This window comes from Pseudomonas allii, assembly GCF_055380095.1.
Map to the genome: position 1 here is coordinate 6,456,159 of NZ_AP039450.1, position 14,335 is coordinate 6,470,493.

The 14,335-nt window shown below is 60.9% G+C and carries 13 protein-coding genes; 3 read left to right on the forward strand and 10 right to left on the reverse strand.

Going from position 1 to position 14,335, the window contains the following annotated elements:
* Positions 1–9: 9 nt before the first annotated feature.
* Positions 10–1,350: a hemolysin family protein gene (locus tag ACZ445_RS29750; RefSeq protein WP_058424283.1), complete on the forward strand. Its 1,341-nt coding sequence runs from the start codon at positions 10–12 to the stop codon at positions 1,348–1,350.
* 3 nt (positions 1,351–1,353) lie between these two features.
* Here ACZ445_RS29750 and ACZ445_RS29755 read toward each other — a convergent pair whose 3' ends face one another.
* The 10 genes from ACZ445_RS29755 to ACZ445_RS29800 all read right to left on the reverse strand — a co-directional run bounded on the left by ACZ445_RS29755 (position 1,354) and on the right by ACZ445_RS29800 (position 12,433).
* The gene (locus ACZ445_RS29755) at positions 1,354–2,016 is read right to left on the reverse strand and encodes a M23 family metallopeptidase (protein ID WP_464707860.1); all 663 of its coding nucleotides are present in this window, start codon (positions 2,014–2,016) and stop codon (positions 1,354–1,356) included.
* 55 nt (positions 2,017–2,071) lie between these two features.
* Positions 2,072–2,371 (reverse strand): helix-turn-helix domain-containing protein, encoded by a 300-nt coding sequence (locus ACZ445_RS29760; RefSeq protein WP_071494656.1) that lies wholly within the window; start codon positions 2,369–2,371, stop codon positions 2,072–2,074.
* 4 nt (positions 2,372–2,375) lie between these two features.
* Positions 2,376–2,699 (reverse strand): type II toxin-antitoxin system RelE/ParE family toxin, encoded by a 324-nt coding sequence (locus tag ACZ445_RS29765; RefSeq protein ID WP_464707862.1) that lies wholly within the window; start codon positions 2,697–2,699, stop codon positions 2,376–2,378.
* 192 nt (positions 2,700–2,891) lie between these two features.
* Positions 2,892–3,803: a response regulator gene (locus ACZ445_RS29770; protein ID WP_464707863.1), complete on the reverse strand. Its 912-nt coding sequence runs from the start codon at positions 3,801–3,803 to the stop codon at positions 2,892–2,894.
* A gap of 169 nt (positions 3,804–3,972) precedes the next feature.
* The gene (phoU, locus tag ACZ445_RS29775) at positions 3,973–4,734 is read right to left on the reverse strand and encodes a phosphate signaling complex protein PhoU (protein WP_464707864.1); all 762 of its coding nucleotides are present in this window, start codon (positions 4,732–4,734) and stop codon (positions 3,973–3,975) included.
* A gap of 70 nt (positions 4,735–4,804) precedes the next feature.
* Entirely contained in the window at positions 4,805–5,638 is an 834-nt protein-coding gene (gene pstB / locus ACZ445_RS29780; protein ID WP_058424289.1) for a phosphate ABC transporter ATP-binding protein PstB, read from the reverse strand.
* A gap of 133 nt (positions 5,639–5,771) precedes the next feature.
* Complete coding sequence (gene pstA / locus ACZ445_RS29785; protein WP_058424290.1) at positions 5,772–7,442, reverse strand: phosphate ABC transporter permease PstA; 1,671 nt, start codon at positions 7,440–7,442, stop codon at positions 5,772–5,774.
* 15 nt (positions 7,443–7,457) lie between these two features.
* Positions 7,458–9,491 (reverse strand): ABC transporter permease subunit, encoded by a 2,034-nt coding sequence (locus tag ACZ445_RS29790; RefSeq protein ID WP_179030016.1) that lies wholly within the window; start codon positions 9,489–9,491, stop codon positions 7,458–7,460.
* A gap of 487 nt (positions 9,492–9,978) precedes the next feature.
* The gene (locus ACZ445_RS29795) at positions 9,979–10,965 is read right to left on the reverse strand and encodes a phosphate ABC transporter substrate-binding protein PstS (RefSeq protein ID WP_016978637.1); all 987 of its coding nucleotides are present in this window, start codon (positions 10,963–10,965) and stop codon (positions 9,979–9,981) included.
* A gap of 178 nt (positions 10,966–11,143) precedes the next feature.
* Entirely contained in the window at positions 11,144–12,433 is a 1,290-nt protein-coding gene (locus ACZ445_RS29800) for an MFS transporter (RefSeq protein WP_058424292.1), read from the reverse strand.
* A gap of 455 nt (positions 12,434–12,888) precedes the next feature.
* On the opposite strand from ACZ445_RS29800, the gene ACZ445_RS29805 reads away from it, so the two are divergent.
* Both ACZ445_RS29805 and ACZ445_RS29810 read left to right on the forward strand, forming a co-directional pair.
* A complete protein-coding gene (locus ACZ445_RS29805; protein WP_003176975.1) occupies positions 12,889–13,293 on the forward strand; it encodes an acyl-CoA thioesterase in 405 nt (134 codons plus the stop codon).
* 58 nt (positions 13,294–13,351) lie between these two features.
* Positions 13,352–14,251, forward strand: a complete 900-nt coding sequence (locus ACZ445_RS29810; protein WP_058424293.1) for a D-hexose-6-phosphate mutarotase — start codon at positions 13,352–13,354, stop codon at positions 14,249–14,251.
* The last annotated feature ends 84 nt before the right edge of the window (positions 14,252–14,335 follow it).

Here is a 14,335-nt window from a genome sequence, read left to right on the forward strand (position 1 = left end):
AACCCCATCATGGACCCTTCCCCTGGTATCACCCTCGCGACACTCTTCGCCGACTTCGGCATGATTCTTTTTGCACTGGTCCTGGTACTGCTCAACGGTTTCTTCGTTGCGGCGGAATTCGCCATGGTCAAACTGCGCGCCACCCGGGTCGAGGCCATCGCCCACAAAAACGGCTGGCGCGGACAGATCCTGCGCACCGTACACAGCCAGCTCGATGCCTACCTGTCGGCCTGCCAGCTGGGTATCACCCTCGCCTCCCTGGGCCTGGGCTGGGTCGGTGAACCGGCCTTCGCGCACATCCTCGAGCCGCTGCTGGGCGCCGTGGGCGTCGAATCGCCGGAAGTGATCAAGGGCGTGTCGTTCTTTGCGGCGTTCTTCGTGATTTCCTACCTGCACATCGTGGTTGGTGAGTTGGCGCCCAAGTCCTGGGCGATTCGCAAGCCCGAGCTGCTGTCGCTGTGGACGGCGGTGCCGCTGTACCTGTTCTACTGGGCCATGTACCCGGCGATCTACCTGCTCAACGCCAGCGCCAACGCCATCCTGCGCATCGCCGGCCAAGGCGAGCCTGGCCCACACCATGAGCACCATTACAGCCGTGAAGAACTCAAGCTGATCCTGCACTCCAGCCGTGGCCAGGACCCGAGCGATCAAGGCATGCGTGTGCTGGCCTCCGCCGTGGAAATGGGCGAGCTGGAAGTGGTGGACTGGGCCAACTCCCGGGAAGACCTGGTGACCCTGGACTTCAACGCCCCGCTCAAGGAAATCCTCGCGCTGTTCCGTCGTCACAAGTTCAGCCGTTACCCGGTGTATGACGCAGTGCGCAACGAGTTCGTAGGCCTGCTGCACATCAAGGACCTGCTGCTGGAACTGGCGGCCCTGGACCACATCCCCGAGTCGTTCAACCTGGCCGAGCTGACCCGCCCGCTGGAGCGTGTGTCGCGGCACATGCCGTTGTCGCAGCTGCTTGAACAGTTCCGCAAAGGCGGCGCGCACTTCGCCCTGGTGGAAGAAGCCGACGGCAAGATCATCGGCTACCTCACCATGGAAGACGTGCTGGAAGTACTGGTGGGCGATATCCAGGACGAACACCGCAAGGCCGAGCGCGGCATCCTGGCCTATCAGCCGGGCAAGCTGCTGGTACGGGGCGATACGCCCCTGTTCAAAGTGGAACGCCTGCTGGGCGTGGACTTGGACCACATCGAAGCCGAAACCCTCGCAGGCCTGATCTACGACACCCTCAAGCGGGTGCCGGAAGAGGAGGAAGTGCTGGAGGTTGAAGGTTTGCGCATCATCATCAAGAAGATGAAAGGGCCTAAGATCGTGTTGGCCAAGGTGCTGTTGCTGGATTGACCGTCAATTGCCCAATGCAAAGTTGGGCAATGCACCGACCGGCTGGTTGAACTCATACGGAATCGAGACCAGCCCCGCCTCGGTGGCGCGCTGCACCACAAAATGCAGATGCGGCCCGCTGCTGTTGCCGGTATTGCCCGACAACGCCAGCGGGCTGCCCACCGCCACACGCTGACCGACCCGGACGCTGACCGAGCCTTGCTTGAGGTGCAGGTACACGCCCTCGGTGCCGTCGTCGTGGCGCACCCTCACGAAATTCCCCGACGCATCGCTGCCCCGCCCGGCCTGCGCGTTTTCGGTCTTCACCACCATTCCACTACGCGCCGCAATGATCGGCGTGCCTTCGGGCATGGCGATGTCCATCGCATAACGACTTTTGGCATCGGTGTGGCTGAAGCTGCCGTTGGGTCCCTGGGTCATGCGGAAAGGACCGCCACGCCAGGGCAAGGGGTAGCGGTAGGCTTGTTGTGCACGATTGGGCTTGGGCACGGCAAGCATCGGTCGCTCAACCTTGCGCTCCTGGATCACGAACGCCAGGGCGCCCGGCGTATAACGGTCGCTGATAAACACCAGGCCATTGGCATCGACGGATTTGTAGAGGGTCATGGCCTGGGCCGACATAGCGACCGTTGCCAGCCCGCAGCACAGCAAAAAGCGCATGAGCATGGCGTGAACCTGCCGGGATGACTGAACGGCAGGTTAGCGCGGTTTGATGACAACTTCAGGCAGGCAGCCCGTTGAAACAAATATCCACGTTCATTTGGGCAGCCGCCGACAAATTGACCAAGGCATCCAGGGAGAGTTTGTCGATCTTGCCGGTGAGAACGTCGTTAAGTCGGGGCTGACTGATCCCCAGTCTTTGCGCCGCATCTTTTTGAGAAAGCTCCCAGCTGCGAATGGTTTGGCACAGCTCCAAGAGCAATTTTGAACGCAGCCGCATATTGGCGGCTTGCTGGGGTGTCTCTTCCAGAGCGTCCCAAACAGAGCTGAAACGCTCGCCGTAAACTTTTTGATTTGTCATGGACTCACCCTAACTCCTGCAACCTGGCGCGAGCCAGCTCGATATCACGCCCTTCGGTTTTTTGCGTGGTCTTGCGCAGCGCGTGCAGCACATAGATGGCCTCTGGCCGGTTGACCACATAAAACACCCGAAAAGCACCCGATTCTTCAGTGATCCGGATCTCACTGACGCCCCTCCCAATGGTCTTCATCGGCTTGCAGTCAAAGGGTTGCTTACCCTGCTGCAAGAGATCCAACTGAAAACCCACTGCCCTCCGGGCATCGAGCGGAAACGCTTTGAGATCCTTGAGCGAGCTTCCTAGAAACACCACATCCTTGTGCCTTGGCATTGGCTTCTCTTCTCCTTTCATGGAAAGAAAAAGCGTAATCGACGATTTGGCCAAGGGACGTGGAGGTTTGTTTCAAGGCATAGCAAAGGCTCGATAACACCGGAGCGTTATCGAGAGACTATATCCAAACAGATATAAATCAAGGCAGGCACCGGGAATCAGACAGTCGGTCGATTCCCGGCACTCAGGGAATCACGCACCCGGCACAAAATGCTTCTGCGCCGTGCCACGTGCGATCAGGCGGGAGATGTAGTCGAGCTTCTGCGCATCCTGGTCGATAAACCGGAAGGTCAGTTGCAGCCAATCGCTGTCCGGCTTCGGTTCGAAGGCGACGATGGCGTGCAGGTAGCCGTTGAGGCGGGCCACTTCGGCGTTGTCGCCTTGTTCCAGGTCGAGCACAGCGCTTTCCAGGACCTGGGGCAGGACTTCGCCGCGACGCACCACCAGCAGCGCTTCCTTGATGCTCAGCGCCTTGATCACGCATTGCTGGGTGCCGCTGGACAGGCGCAATTGGCCCTGGCCACGCCCACCTGCCGGCGCAGCCACGACCGGGGCCTGCACCGGTGGGCTGTTGAGCAAACCTTTGTTGGGCGCAGGAGCGGCAGCCGCAACAGGAGCCGCGCGTGCCACTTCGGGCTTGCCGCCGGTCAGGGCGCTCAAGGAATCGTTGCCGAACGCCGAGTTCATCTTGGTCGGCGCGCTGGCGACCAGGGCGTCGAGGCGGCCGATCTTGTGCAGGGCCTGCTTGACCTTGTTCAGCAACTGTTCGTTGGTGAACGGTTTGCTGACGTAGCCTGAAACACCGGCCTGGATAGCCTGGACTACGTTTTCCTTGTCGCCACGGCTGGTGACCATCACGAACGGCATGGCTTTGAGGTGAGGTTGCTCGCGGCACCAGGTCAACAGCTCAAGGCCGGACATCTCTGGCATTTCCCAGTCGCACAGCACCAGGTCGAAGGTCTCGCGCATCAGGATGGCCTGGGCCTTTTTGCCGTTCACCGCATCTTCAAGCTTGATCCCGGGAAAGTAGTTGCGCAGGCACTTCTTCACCAGGTCGCGGATAAACGAGGCGTCATCCACCACCAATACACTGACTTTACTCATCGACCCTTCATCCTATAAAAACTTCGGCACGCAAGACGCCTGACTGATGGCATTTTGCCAAAAACTCTGCAGTCACGTTGGGACTTTCTTATGTCCCCACGCTGAAAAAATTCGGACCCACAAACAAAAACGCCCGACCAAAGGCCGGGCGTTAATTTCTCGGGCAACCTTACTTATCGTCAGATACGCCCGGAACATTAGGGATTTGATCGACTGAACCTTCAACTTCGGCCTTCATGCGCTTGAGGCCCATGTGCCGTACGTCGGTGCCGCGTACCAGGTAGATCACCAGTTCGGAGATATTGCGCGCATGGTCGCCAATCCGCTCCAGGGAGCGCAGTACCCAGATAATGCTCAAGACCCGCGAGATAGAGCGCGGGTCTTCCATCATGTAGGTGGCCAACTCACGCAAGGCTGTCTTGTACTCACGGTCGATGACCTTGTCGTACTGGGCCACCGACAATGCCAGTTCGGCGTCGAAGCGGGCAAAGGCGTCGAGCGCATCGCGCACCATGTTGCGCACCTGGTCACCGATGTGGCGCACTTCCACGTAACCGCGTGGCGCTTCGCCTTCTTCGCAGAGCTGGATGGCGCGGCGGGCGATCTTGGTGGCTTCATCGCCGATGCGTTCCAGGTCGATCACCGACTTGGAGATGCTGATGATCAACCGCAGGTCGGACGCCGCCGGCTGGCGACGTGCAAGAATGCGCAGGCATTCTTCGTCGATATTGCGTTCCATCTGGTTGATCTGGTCATCGATCTCACGCACTTGCTGGGCTAGGCCCGAGTCGGCCTCGATCAGGGCGGTGACCGCATCGTTGACTTGCTTCTCCACCAGCCCGCCCATCGCCAGGAGGTGGCTGCGCACTTCCTCGAGCTCGGCGTTGAACTGCGCGGAGATATGGTGGGTAAGGCCTTCTTTGCTAATCATGTTGGCGTCCTTGGAGCGTCCGGTAAGGTGCGGATAACCGCAGCGTCAGTGCAATCAGAACCACAGCTTCCTAGCCGTAGCGACCGGTGATGTAGTCTTCGGTCTGCTTCTTCGCCGGATTGGTGAACAGGGTATCGGTGTCGCCGAATTCCACCAGCTTGCCCATGTACATGAACGCGGTGTAGTCGGAAACCCGCGCCGCCTGTTGCATGTTGTGGGTCACGATGACGATGGTGAACTTGGACTTGAGCTCGTAGATCAGCTCTTCGACTTTCAGCGTCGAGATCGGGTCGAGTGCCGAGCAGGGTTCGTCGAGCAGCAACACTTCCGGCTCCACCGCGATGGTGCGCGCGATCACCAGACGCTGTTGCTGGCCGCCGGACAGGCCGAGGGCCGAGTCGTGCAGGCGGTCCTTCACTTCGTCCCACAGCGCCGCGCCTTTCAAGGCCCACTCAACCGCTTCGTCGAGGATGCGCTTCTTGTTGATGCCCTGGATGCGCAGGCCATAGACCACGTTTTCGTAGATGGTCTTGGGGAACGGGTTGGGCTTCTGGAACACCATGCCCACACGGCGACGCAGCTCGGCCACGTCCTCGCCCTTACGGTAGATGTTGGTGCCGTAGAGGTTGATGGCACCGTCCACGCGGCAACCGTCCACCAGGTCGTTCATGCGGTTGAAGCTACGCAGCAGCGTGGACTTGCCGCAGCCCGACGGGCCGATGAAGGCGGTCACGCGCTGCTTGGGGATGTTCATGCTGACGTCGAACAGCGCCTGTTTTTCACCGTAGTACAGGCTCAGGCCCGGTACTTCGATGGCCACGGTTTCCTGGGCCAGGCTCAGGCTCTGCTTGTCGCGACCCAGGGCAGACATGTTGATGCCGTGGGTGTGGGTGTCTTGTTGCATGGGATGCTCCCTGTGCTGTTGTGTGGGAGGGGGCTTGCCCCCGATGGCAGTGTGTCAGTCAGCACATCTGTTTCTGATCCGCCGCTATCGGGGGCAAGCCCCCTCCCACATTTATTCTGCGTTCACTTGTAAATCAGCTGTCCAACGCTTTGTATTTTTCGCGCAGGTGGTTACGGATCCACACCGCCGACAAGTTGAGCGTGGCGATCACCAGCACCAGCAGCAATGCGGTGGCGTACACCAGCGGTCGGGCGGCTTCGACGTTGGGGCTCTGGAAGCCGACGTCATAGATATGGAAGCCAAGGTGCATGATCTTCTGGTCCAGGTGCAGGTACGGGTAGTTGCCGTCCAGCGGCAGCGACGGCGCCAGTTTCACCACACCCACCAGCATCAGCGGCGCCACTTCACCGGCGGCGCGGGCCACGGCGAGGATCATGCCGGTCATCATCGCCGGGCTGGCCATCGGCAGCACGATCTTCCACAGCGTTTCCGCCTTGGTCGCGCCCAGCGCCAGGGAGCCCTCGCGCACGGTGCGAGGAATCCGCGCCAGGCCTTCTTCCGTGGCCACGATCACCACCGGCACCGCCAGCAGCGCCAGGGTCAACGAGGCCCACAGCAGGCCCGGCGTACCGAAGGTCGGCGCCGGCAGGGCTTCGGCGAAGAACAGGCGGTCCACCGAGCCCCCCAATACATACACGAAGAAGCCCAGGCCGAACACGCCGTAGACGATGGCCGGTACGCCGGCCAGGTTGTTCACGGCAATCCGGATAACCCGCGTCAGGGTGTTCTGCTTGGCGTATTCACGCAGGTATACCGCCGCCAGCACGCCGAACGGGGTCACGATCATCGCCATGATCAGGGTCATCATCACGGTGCCGAAGATGGCCGGGAAGATCCCGCCTTCGGTGTTGGCTTCCCGTGGGTCATCACTGAGGAATTCCCAGACCTTGCTGAAGTAGAAGCCGATCTTGGTGATCGTGCCCATGGCGTTCGGCTGGTACGCGTGCACCACTTTGCCGATGCCGATTTCCACTTCCTTGCCGTTCGCATCGCGTGCCGTCAGGGCGTCGCGGTTGAACTGGGCGTGCAGGTCGGCCAGGCGCGCCTCGATGTCCTGGTAACGGGCATTCAGCTCGGCGCGGTCGGCGTCCATGTCGGCCTGTGCGGCGGCGTCGAGCTTGCCTTCCAGTTCCAGTTTGCGGCCATGCAGGCGGATACGCTCCAGGCCGGCGTTGATCGCGCCGATGTCGGATTTTTCCAGGGTCTTGAGCTGGGCAGCCAGCTTGTTGACGCGGTCTACCCGGGCCTGCAGCTCCGGCCAGGCGGCCTCGCCTTCGGCAATGACCTTGCCATCCTGCTTGACGTTGACCAGCGTGCCGTAGAAGTTGCCCCACTCACGCCGCTCAATGGTCATGAGGTTCGCCGGCGTGGTCTGGTCCTTGAGCCACTCGCCGACAATCCAGGTGAAGTCGTTGCCGTTCAAGTCACGGTTGCCGACCTTGATCAGCTCGCGGGTCATGAACTCCGGGCCTTGGTCCGGCACCGGCAGGCCCGCGCTTTTCAGGCGTTCGCGGGGCACTTCTTCCTTCTGCACCACTTCGCCGATGACGATATGGTTTGCCTGGCCCGGCACATTGTAGTTGGCCTGGATCAGGTCGGCCGGCCAGAAATGGCCCAGGCCACGCACGGCAATCACGGCCAGCAACCCGATGGTCATGATGACCGCGATGGACACCGCGCCACCGCTGATCCAGACGCCGGGGGCGCCGCTCTTGAACCATCCATTCAGGGAGTTCTGTTTCACAGACTTCTACCTTTCTTAAAGCGACGAGTATTTCTTGCGCAGACGCTGACGGATCAGCTCGGCGAGGGTGTTCATGATGAAGGTGAACAGCAGCAGCACCAGCGCCGACAGGAAAAGCACGCGGTAGTGGCTTCCGCCCACTTCCGACTCGGGCATCTCTACCGCGACGTTGGCCGCCAGTGTGCGCAGGCCTTCGAACAGGTTCATCTCCATCACCGGGGTATTACCGGTGGCCATCAACACGATCATGGTCTCGCCCACCGCACGGCCCATGCCGATCATCAGCGCCGAGAAGATGCCCGGGCTGGCGGTGAGGATGACCACGCGGGTCATGGTCTGCCACGGCGTGGCGCCCAGGGCCAGGGAACCCAGGGTCAGGCCGCGTGGCACGCTGAACACGGCGTCTTCGGCGATGGAATAGATGTTCGGGATCACCGCGAAACCCATGGCCAAACCCACTACCAGGGCGTTGCGCTGGTCGTAGGTGATGCCCAGGTCGTGGGAAATCCACATACGCATATCGCCGCCGAAGAACCAGGTCTCCAGGTACGGGCTCATGTACAGCGAGAGCCAGCCCACGAACAGGATCACCGGGATCAAAATCGCGCTTTCCCAGCCATCCGGTACACGCAGGCGCAGGGATTCAGGCAGGCGGCTGAAGATGAAGCCGGCCACCAGGATGCCGATTGGCAACAGCATCAACAGGCTGAAAATGCCCGGTAGATGCCCTTCCACATACGGCGCCAGGAACAGGCCGGCGAAGAAGCCGAGGATCACCGTCGGCATCGCTTCCATCAACTCGATCACCGGCTTGACCTTGCGGCGCAGGCTCGGGGCCATGAAATAGGCGGTGTAGATCGCAGCGGCAACGGCCAGCGGCGCGGCCAACAGCATGGCGTAGAACGCGGCCTTCAAGGTGCCGAAGGTCAGCGGCGCCAGGCTCATCTTGGGTTCGAAGTCGGTGTTGGCGGCAGTGGATTGCCAGACGTATTTAGGTTCGTCGTAGTTTTCGTACCAGACCTTGCTCCACAGCGCGCTCCAGGATACTTCCGGATGCGGGTTGTCGAGCATCAGTGGCTGCAGCTTGCCACCCGCCTCGACGATCACGCGGTTGGCCCGTGGCGACAGGCCGAACACGCCCTGGCCGTCGACCACCGGGTCCACCAGCAGGGTGCGGTGGGCGGTGCTGTGGAATACGCCGAACTTGCCGGACGCGTCGAGGGCGGTGAAGCCTTTGCGGCGCTCTTCGGCGGTGATTTCAATGATGGGCGTGGTGCCCATCTGGAAGGTACGGATCTGCTTGAAGCGCTGCTCGCCATCCGGGTCGCGGGCCATGAACCACTGGGCCAGGCCACCCTTGGAGTTACCGACGATCAGCGAGATACCGCCCACCAGCTGCGTGCTCGCGGTGACTTCGGCAGTGCCGTCTTCCAGCAGTTTGTAGCGACCGTTGAGGCTCTTGTCGCGCAGGCTGAATACATCGGCCAAAGCACGGCCGTTGATCACGTACAGCCATTGCTGGCGCGGGTCGATGAAGATCGCCTTCACCGGCTCGGTCATCTGCGGCAGCTCGATGCGCTTCTGCTCGCTGGTGACTTCGCCGGTCATCATGTTTTCTTCGCGGCTCAGGGACAGCACATTCAAGTGCGAACCCGCGGAGCCTGCCACCACCAGGGACGAATCCGTGGCGTTGAGGGCCACGTGTTCCAGCGGGCGGCCGGCGTCATCCAGCACGATCGGTGTTTCACCGTAGGGGTATTCGATCGCGGGGGTGATGGTTTTCTTGCCGTCCGGGTAGGACACCTTATAGGTGTGGCGGAACACCAGGGACTGGCCGTTGGACAGACCGAGGATCACCAGCGGGCTGCCGGGTTGGTCTTCACCGATAGAAGCAACGCTGGTGCCGGTGGGCAGGGGCAGGTCGACACGCTTGAGCTCGGCACCGGTCTCGACATTAAAGAACAGCGCCTGGCCCTTGTCGGAAACCCGCATGGCGACTTGGTTCTGTTCTTCGAGGGAGATCATCAGCGGCTTGCCGGCGTCCTGGATCCAGGCCGGGGTCAGGGCGTCTTCCTTGGTCAATGAGGCGCCCTGGAACAGTGGCGCGACGACGTAGGCCAAGAAGAAGAAAATCAGGGTGATGGCGCCGAGGACGGCGAGGCCGCCGACCAGCACGTACCAACGGGTCAGGCGATCCTTGAGCGCGCGAATGCGGCGCTTGCGTTGCAGCTCAGGCGTATTGAAGTCAATGCGCTTGGGGGGAGAAGTTGTCGTCATGGTGGAATTGGCCAGATCATTCATGCGCACACCCTAGCGATCCTGTATGACAGAAAGATGACAGTGCAGTGACGCAACAAATCCGCCGCGAAGCAAGGCTGGCAGCGGACTTAAAATTAGGGATGTAACCGGGCTTTGTGTGGGAGCGGGCGTGCTCGCGAAGGCGTCGTATCAGTCGCCAGGTGTGTTGAATGACACACCGTCTTCGCGAGCAAGCCCGCTCCCACAGGAGCCCGGTATTACACCGGGTACCGCAGGCTTAGTTGCCTTCTTTCAGACCCAGGTCAGCCAGGGCCTTGGCGGCGACTTTGGCTGGCAGCGGGATGTAGCCGTCTTTCACGACAACTTCCTGGCCCTGCTTGGACAGAACCAGCTTCACGAACTCGGCTTCCAGCGGGGCCAGAGGCTTGTTCGGAGCTTTGTTGACGTACACGTAGAGGAAGCGCGACAGCGGGTATTTGCCGTTCAGGGCGTTTTCTTCGCTGTCTTCGATGAAGTCAGTGCTGCCTTTCTTGGCCAGAGCCACGGTCTTCACGCTGGCGGTCTTGTAGCCGATGCCCGAGTAACCGATGCCGTTCAGCGAGGAGCTGATCGACTGCACGACCGACGCCGAGCCGGGTTGTTCGTTCACGTTTGGCTTGTAGTCGCCTTTGCACAGGGCTTCTTCCTTGAAGTAGCCGTAGGTGCCGGATACCGAGTTACGACCGAACAGTTGCACCGGCTTGTTGGCCAGGTCGCCGGTCACACCCAGGTCACCCCAGGTTTTCACGTCGGCTTTGCCACCGCACAGGCGAGTCGAGGAGAAGATCGCGTCGACTTGCTCCATGGTCAGGTGCTGGATAGGGTTGTCCTTGTGCACGAACACGGCCAGGGCATCCACGGCAACCGGGATAGCGGTTGGCTTGTAGCCGTACTTCTGCTCGAAGGCCGCCAGTTCGGTGTCCTTCATCTTGCGGCTCATCGGGCCCAGGTTGGAGGTGCCTTCAGTCAGCGCAGGTGGCGCGGTGGCCGAGCCGGCAGCTTGAATCTGGATGTTGACGTTCGGGTATTCCTTTTTGTAACCCTCGGCCCACAGGGTCATCAGGTTAGCCAGGGTATCGGAACCAACGCTGGACAAGTTGCCCGACACACCAGTGGTCTTGACGTACGCCGGGATTGCCGGATCAACACCAGCGGCCACCGCGTTGGCGGTCGCAACGCCAGCAGCGACAAAAGTCATTGCCGCCATCAAACGTTTCAGTTTCATGCCTTGCTCCTAGCAGATAGGGATAATTGGATCGGGGCCAAGTATCGGGAGGCCGTGTGAACACTCTATGTCCGGAATGTGACAGTTAGATGAAAGGCCACTATTGCAAGGAGAAAGGGCGACGCGAGGAGTTGCCATCGCTCCCGCGCAGGGCGCGGGAGCGATCATTGTCAAAAAATCAGCGCGAACGCTTCCACAGATACCCACCCACCACCATCCCCATCACACACAGAGCGGCAACGTAGTAAGCCGGGCCCATCGGGCTTTCCTTCATCAGCAGCGACACCGCCAGCGGCGTCAGCCCACCGAACACGGCGTAGGCCACGTTGTAGGAGAACGACAGGCCACTGAAGCGCACCACGGGCGGGAAAGCCTTGACCATCACATAGGGCACCACGCCGATAGTGCCCACAAAGAGGCCGGTCAGGGCGTACAGCGGGAACAGCCAGTCTGGGTGGGCCATGAGGCTGTGATACAGCGTCCAGGATGTGGCCAGCAACAGTGCGCAACCAGCGACCAGTACACGGCCTGCGCCGAAGCGGTCGGCCAGTGCGCCCGAAGCGATGCAGCCAAGGCTGAGCGTGACAATCGCCAGGCTGTTGGCCTGCAGCGCAACGGTCGGGCTGAAGTGGTAGATAGTCTGCAACACGGTCGGGGTCATCAGGATCACCACCACGACGCCGGCCGACAACAGCCAGGTCAGCAACATAGACAAGACGATGGCCCCCCGGTGATCACGCAGCACGGCGCGCAACGGCAACTCGGCAGCCAGGGTCTTGCGTTGCTGCATCTCGGCGAAGATCGGCGTTTCGTGCAGCCAGCGGCGCAAGTACACCGACAACAGGCCGAACACACCGCCAAGCAGGAACGGGATACGCCAGGCGTAATCCGAGACCTGCTCAGGGCTATAGATAGTGTTGATCGCGGTCGCCACCAGAGAGCCCAGCAAAATACCGGCTGTCAGGCCGCTGGTGAGCGTCCCGCAGGCGTAGCCGATATGCCGTGGCGGTACGTGTTCGGAGACGAACACCCACGCGCCTGGCACTTCACCGCCAATGGCCGCGCCTTGGATGATGCGCATCAGCAGCAACAGGACCGGTGCCCACAGGCCGATCTGCGCGTAGGTCGGCAGCAGGCCCATGATCAGGGTCGGCACGGCCATCATGAAGATGCTCAGGGTAAACATCTTCTTGCGGCCCAGCAGGTCGCCGAAGTGCGCCATGATAATGCCGCCCAGCGGGCGCGCGAGGTAACCGGCGGCAAAGATGCCAAAGGTCTGCATCATGCGCAGCCATTCGGGCATGTCCACGGGGAAGAAGAGTTTTCCGACCACGGTGGCGAAAAACACGAAAATGATGAAATCATAAAACTCCAGCGCCCCGCCCAAGGCAGACAGCGACAGGGTTTTGTAGTCGTTGCGGGTCAGCGGGCGCGACGGTTGCGCACTGCTTGCGGGCACGGAGGACATGGCAAGGCTTCTCTTATAGTAGTCGGGACGGCAAGCCCGGGACTTGCGGCAGGCTTGGCAAGATAGCAAATCGCTCGAAAAAGCACAGCGCTGAGCGAATAACAGTTCGACGGCATGAAATATTCCGCTTTTTTGTGCTGCATCTGCGCGCAGAAGCACAGTTGCCGGAAAAAGCCGCGATACAGCCGCTAATTGCCGACCAAATGAGCGTCCAGAGGTCGTCGTGGCGACAGGGTGTCGATATACTCGGCCCTTGCAAGCGCAAGACGCCCAGTCTTGAGGGGCTGCTGTGCCAAACCGTCGTTGGAAGCCCTCCAGCCGATTTGGCAGAGTTTCCCTTTAGTACGCCTTACGAGAAACGCATCACGCGGTGTATGTTGGTGCTGAAACGTTTTTTCGAAGACGGCTATCCACTTGAAATACCCATGAAGCGTTACGGGTCAGAGGCCCTCGGCATGATCGAACTCGAACAAGAAGATCCTATCCCGCAAGGCGATCTCGCCCTGCAAATCACCGCCCTGCCGCGTGAAACCAACGGTTTTGGCGATATCTTCGGCGGCTGGCTGGTCGCGCAGATGGACCTGGCCGGCACCGCGATGGCCAGCAAGGTTGCAGGCGGGCGTGTCGCCACGGTGGCCATTGATCGCATGGCGTTCCTGGTGCCGGTGGCCGTCGGCGCGCAGTTGTCCTTCTATACCCAGGCTCTGGAAATCGGCCGCAGCTCGATCCAGATGATGGTCGAAGTGTGGAGCGACGACCCGCTGTCCAGTGAGTGGCGCAAGGTCACCGAGGCGGTGTTCGTGTTCGTCGCCATCGATGGCAGCGGCCGCACGCGTTCGGTGCCGTCGCGAGCACGTTAAACCTCACCGGGTTTTGACGGTCAATTGCCGCATTGCCTGCCATGAAGAGTGCTTTGTTATGCCGACGCCCCACGTTGAAACCGTGAAAATCGACGAGCTGGACTGCTGGCGCATCCGCCACAACGGCGCGGAACTGATGGTGGCCCAACAGGGCGCGCATATATTCAGTTACCAGCGCGACGGCGAGCAGCCGCTGATCTGGCCGAACCCTGAAGCGGTGTTCAAACAGGGCAAAGGCATTCGCACCGGCGTACCGGTGTGCTGGCCATGGTTTGGTGTGTTCGACCGTAACCCGCAGAGCGTCAAGGCGATGCGCCAGAGCGACCAGCCGGCCGGCGCCCACGGTTTTGTGCGTACGGCACTCTGGGAATTGGCCGCGACCGAACTTGAAGGCGATGCGTTGCGCGTGGACCTGGTGCTACCGACACCCGCAGGCGGCTTTGCCGGCTGGCCCCATCAAGTCGACCTGAAACTGAGCCTGCTGCTGGACGATCAGTTGCATATCCGCCTGACCAGCCATAACCGTGGCGACGATACCGTGACCCTCAGCCAGGCGCTGCACACCTACTTCGCCGTAAGCGATGTGCGCAATGTGCAGGTCGAGGGCCTGGACGGGGTGGCGTATATCGATACTGCGGACGGCTGGGCCGAGAAGACGCAATCCGGGCTGCTGCATTTCACCGCAGAAACCGATCGCATCTACCTCGATACGCCGTCCCAGTTGAACATCGTCGATAAAGGCTGGCAACGTGGCATCCAGCTCACTGCCGAGGGCTCGACGTCGACGGTGATCTGGAACCCCTGGACGGAACGTGCCAAGGCGTTTGATGACATGGCTGACGATGGCTGGACGGGCATGTTGTGCATCGAGACAGCCAATGTGCTGGATGATGTGGTGAGTCTGGCACCCGGTGAACGCCACACCTTGGGTGTGAGCATCAGCGCTGTCGCCCTGTAAGAACGCCAATCAAAATGTGGGAGGGGGCTTGCCCCCGATAGCAGTGGATCAGTCAGCACATTGGCTACTGATAGACCGCCATCG

Coding starts and splice junctions, on each gene's coding strand:
- ACZ445_RS29750 (WP_058424283.1), top strand. CDS start 10: ATGGACCCTTCCCCTGGTATCACCCTCGCGACACTCTTCGCCGACTTC.
- ACZ445_RS29755 (WP_464707860.1), bottom strand. CDS start 2,016: ATGCTCATGCGCTTTTTGCTGTGCTGCGGGCTGGCAACGGTCGCTATG.
- ACZ445_RS29760 (WP_071494656.1), bottom strand. CDS start 2,371: ATGACAAATCAAAAAGTTTACGGCGAGCGTTTCAGCTCTGTTTGGGAC.
- ACZ445_RS29765 (WP_464707862.1), bottom strand. CDS start 2,699: ATGCCAAGGCACAAGGATGTGGTGTTTCTAGGAAGCTCGCTCAAGGAT.
- ACZ445_RS29770 (WP_464707863.1), bottom strand. CDS start 3,803: ATGAGTAAAGTCAGTGTATTGGTGGTGGATGACGCCTCGTTTATCCGC.
- phoU (WP_464707864.1), bottom strand. CDS start 4,734: ATGATTAGCAAAGAAGGCCTTACCCACCATATCTCCGCGCAGTTCAAC.
- pstB (WP_058424289.1), bottom strand. CDS start 5,638: ATGCAACAAGACACCCACACCCACGGCATCAACATGTCTGCCCTGGGT.
- ACZ445_RS29795 (WP_016978637.1), bottom strand. CDS start 10,965: ATGAAACTGAAACGTTTGATGGCGGCAATGACTTTTGTCGCTGCTGGC.
- ACZ445_RS29800 (WP_058424292.1), bottom strand. CDS start 12,433: ATGTCCTCCGTGCCCGCAAGCAGTGCGCAACCGTCGCGCCCGCTGACC.
- ACZ445_RS29805 (WP_003176975.1), top strand. CDS start 12,889: ATGATCGAACTCGAACAAGAAGATCCTATCCCGCAAGGCGATCTCGCC.
- ACZ445_RS29810 (WP_058424293.1), top strand. CDS start 13,352: ATGCCGACGCCCCACGTTGAAACCGTGAAAATCGACGAGCTGGACTGC.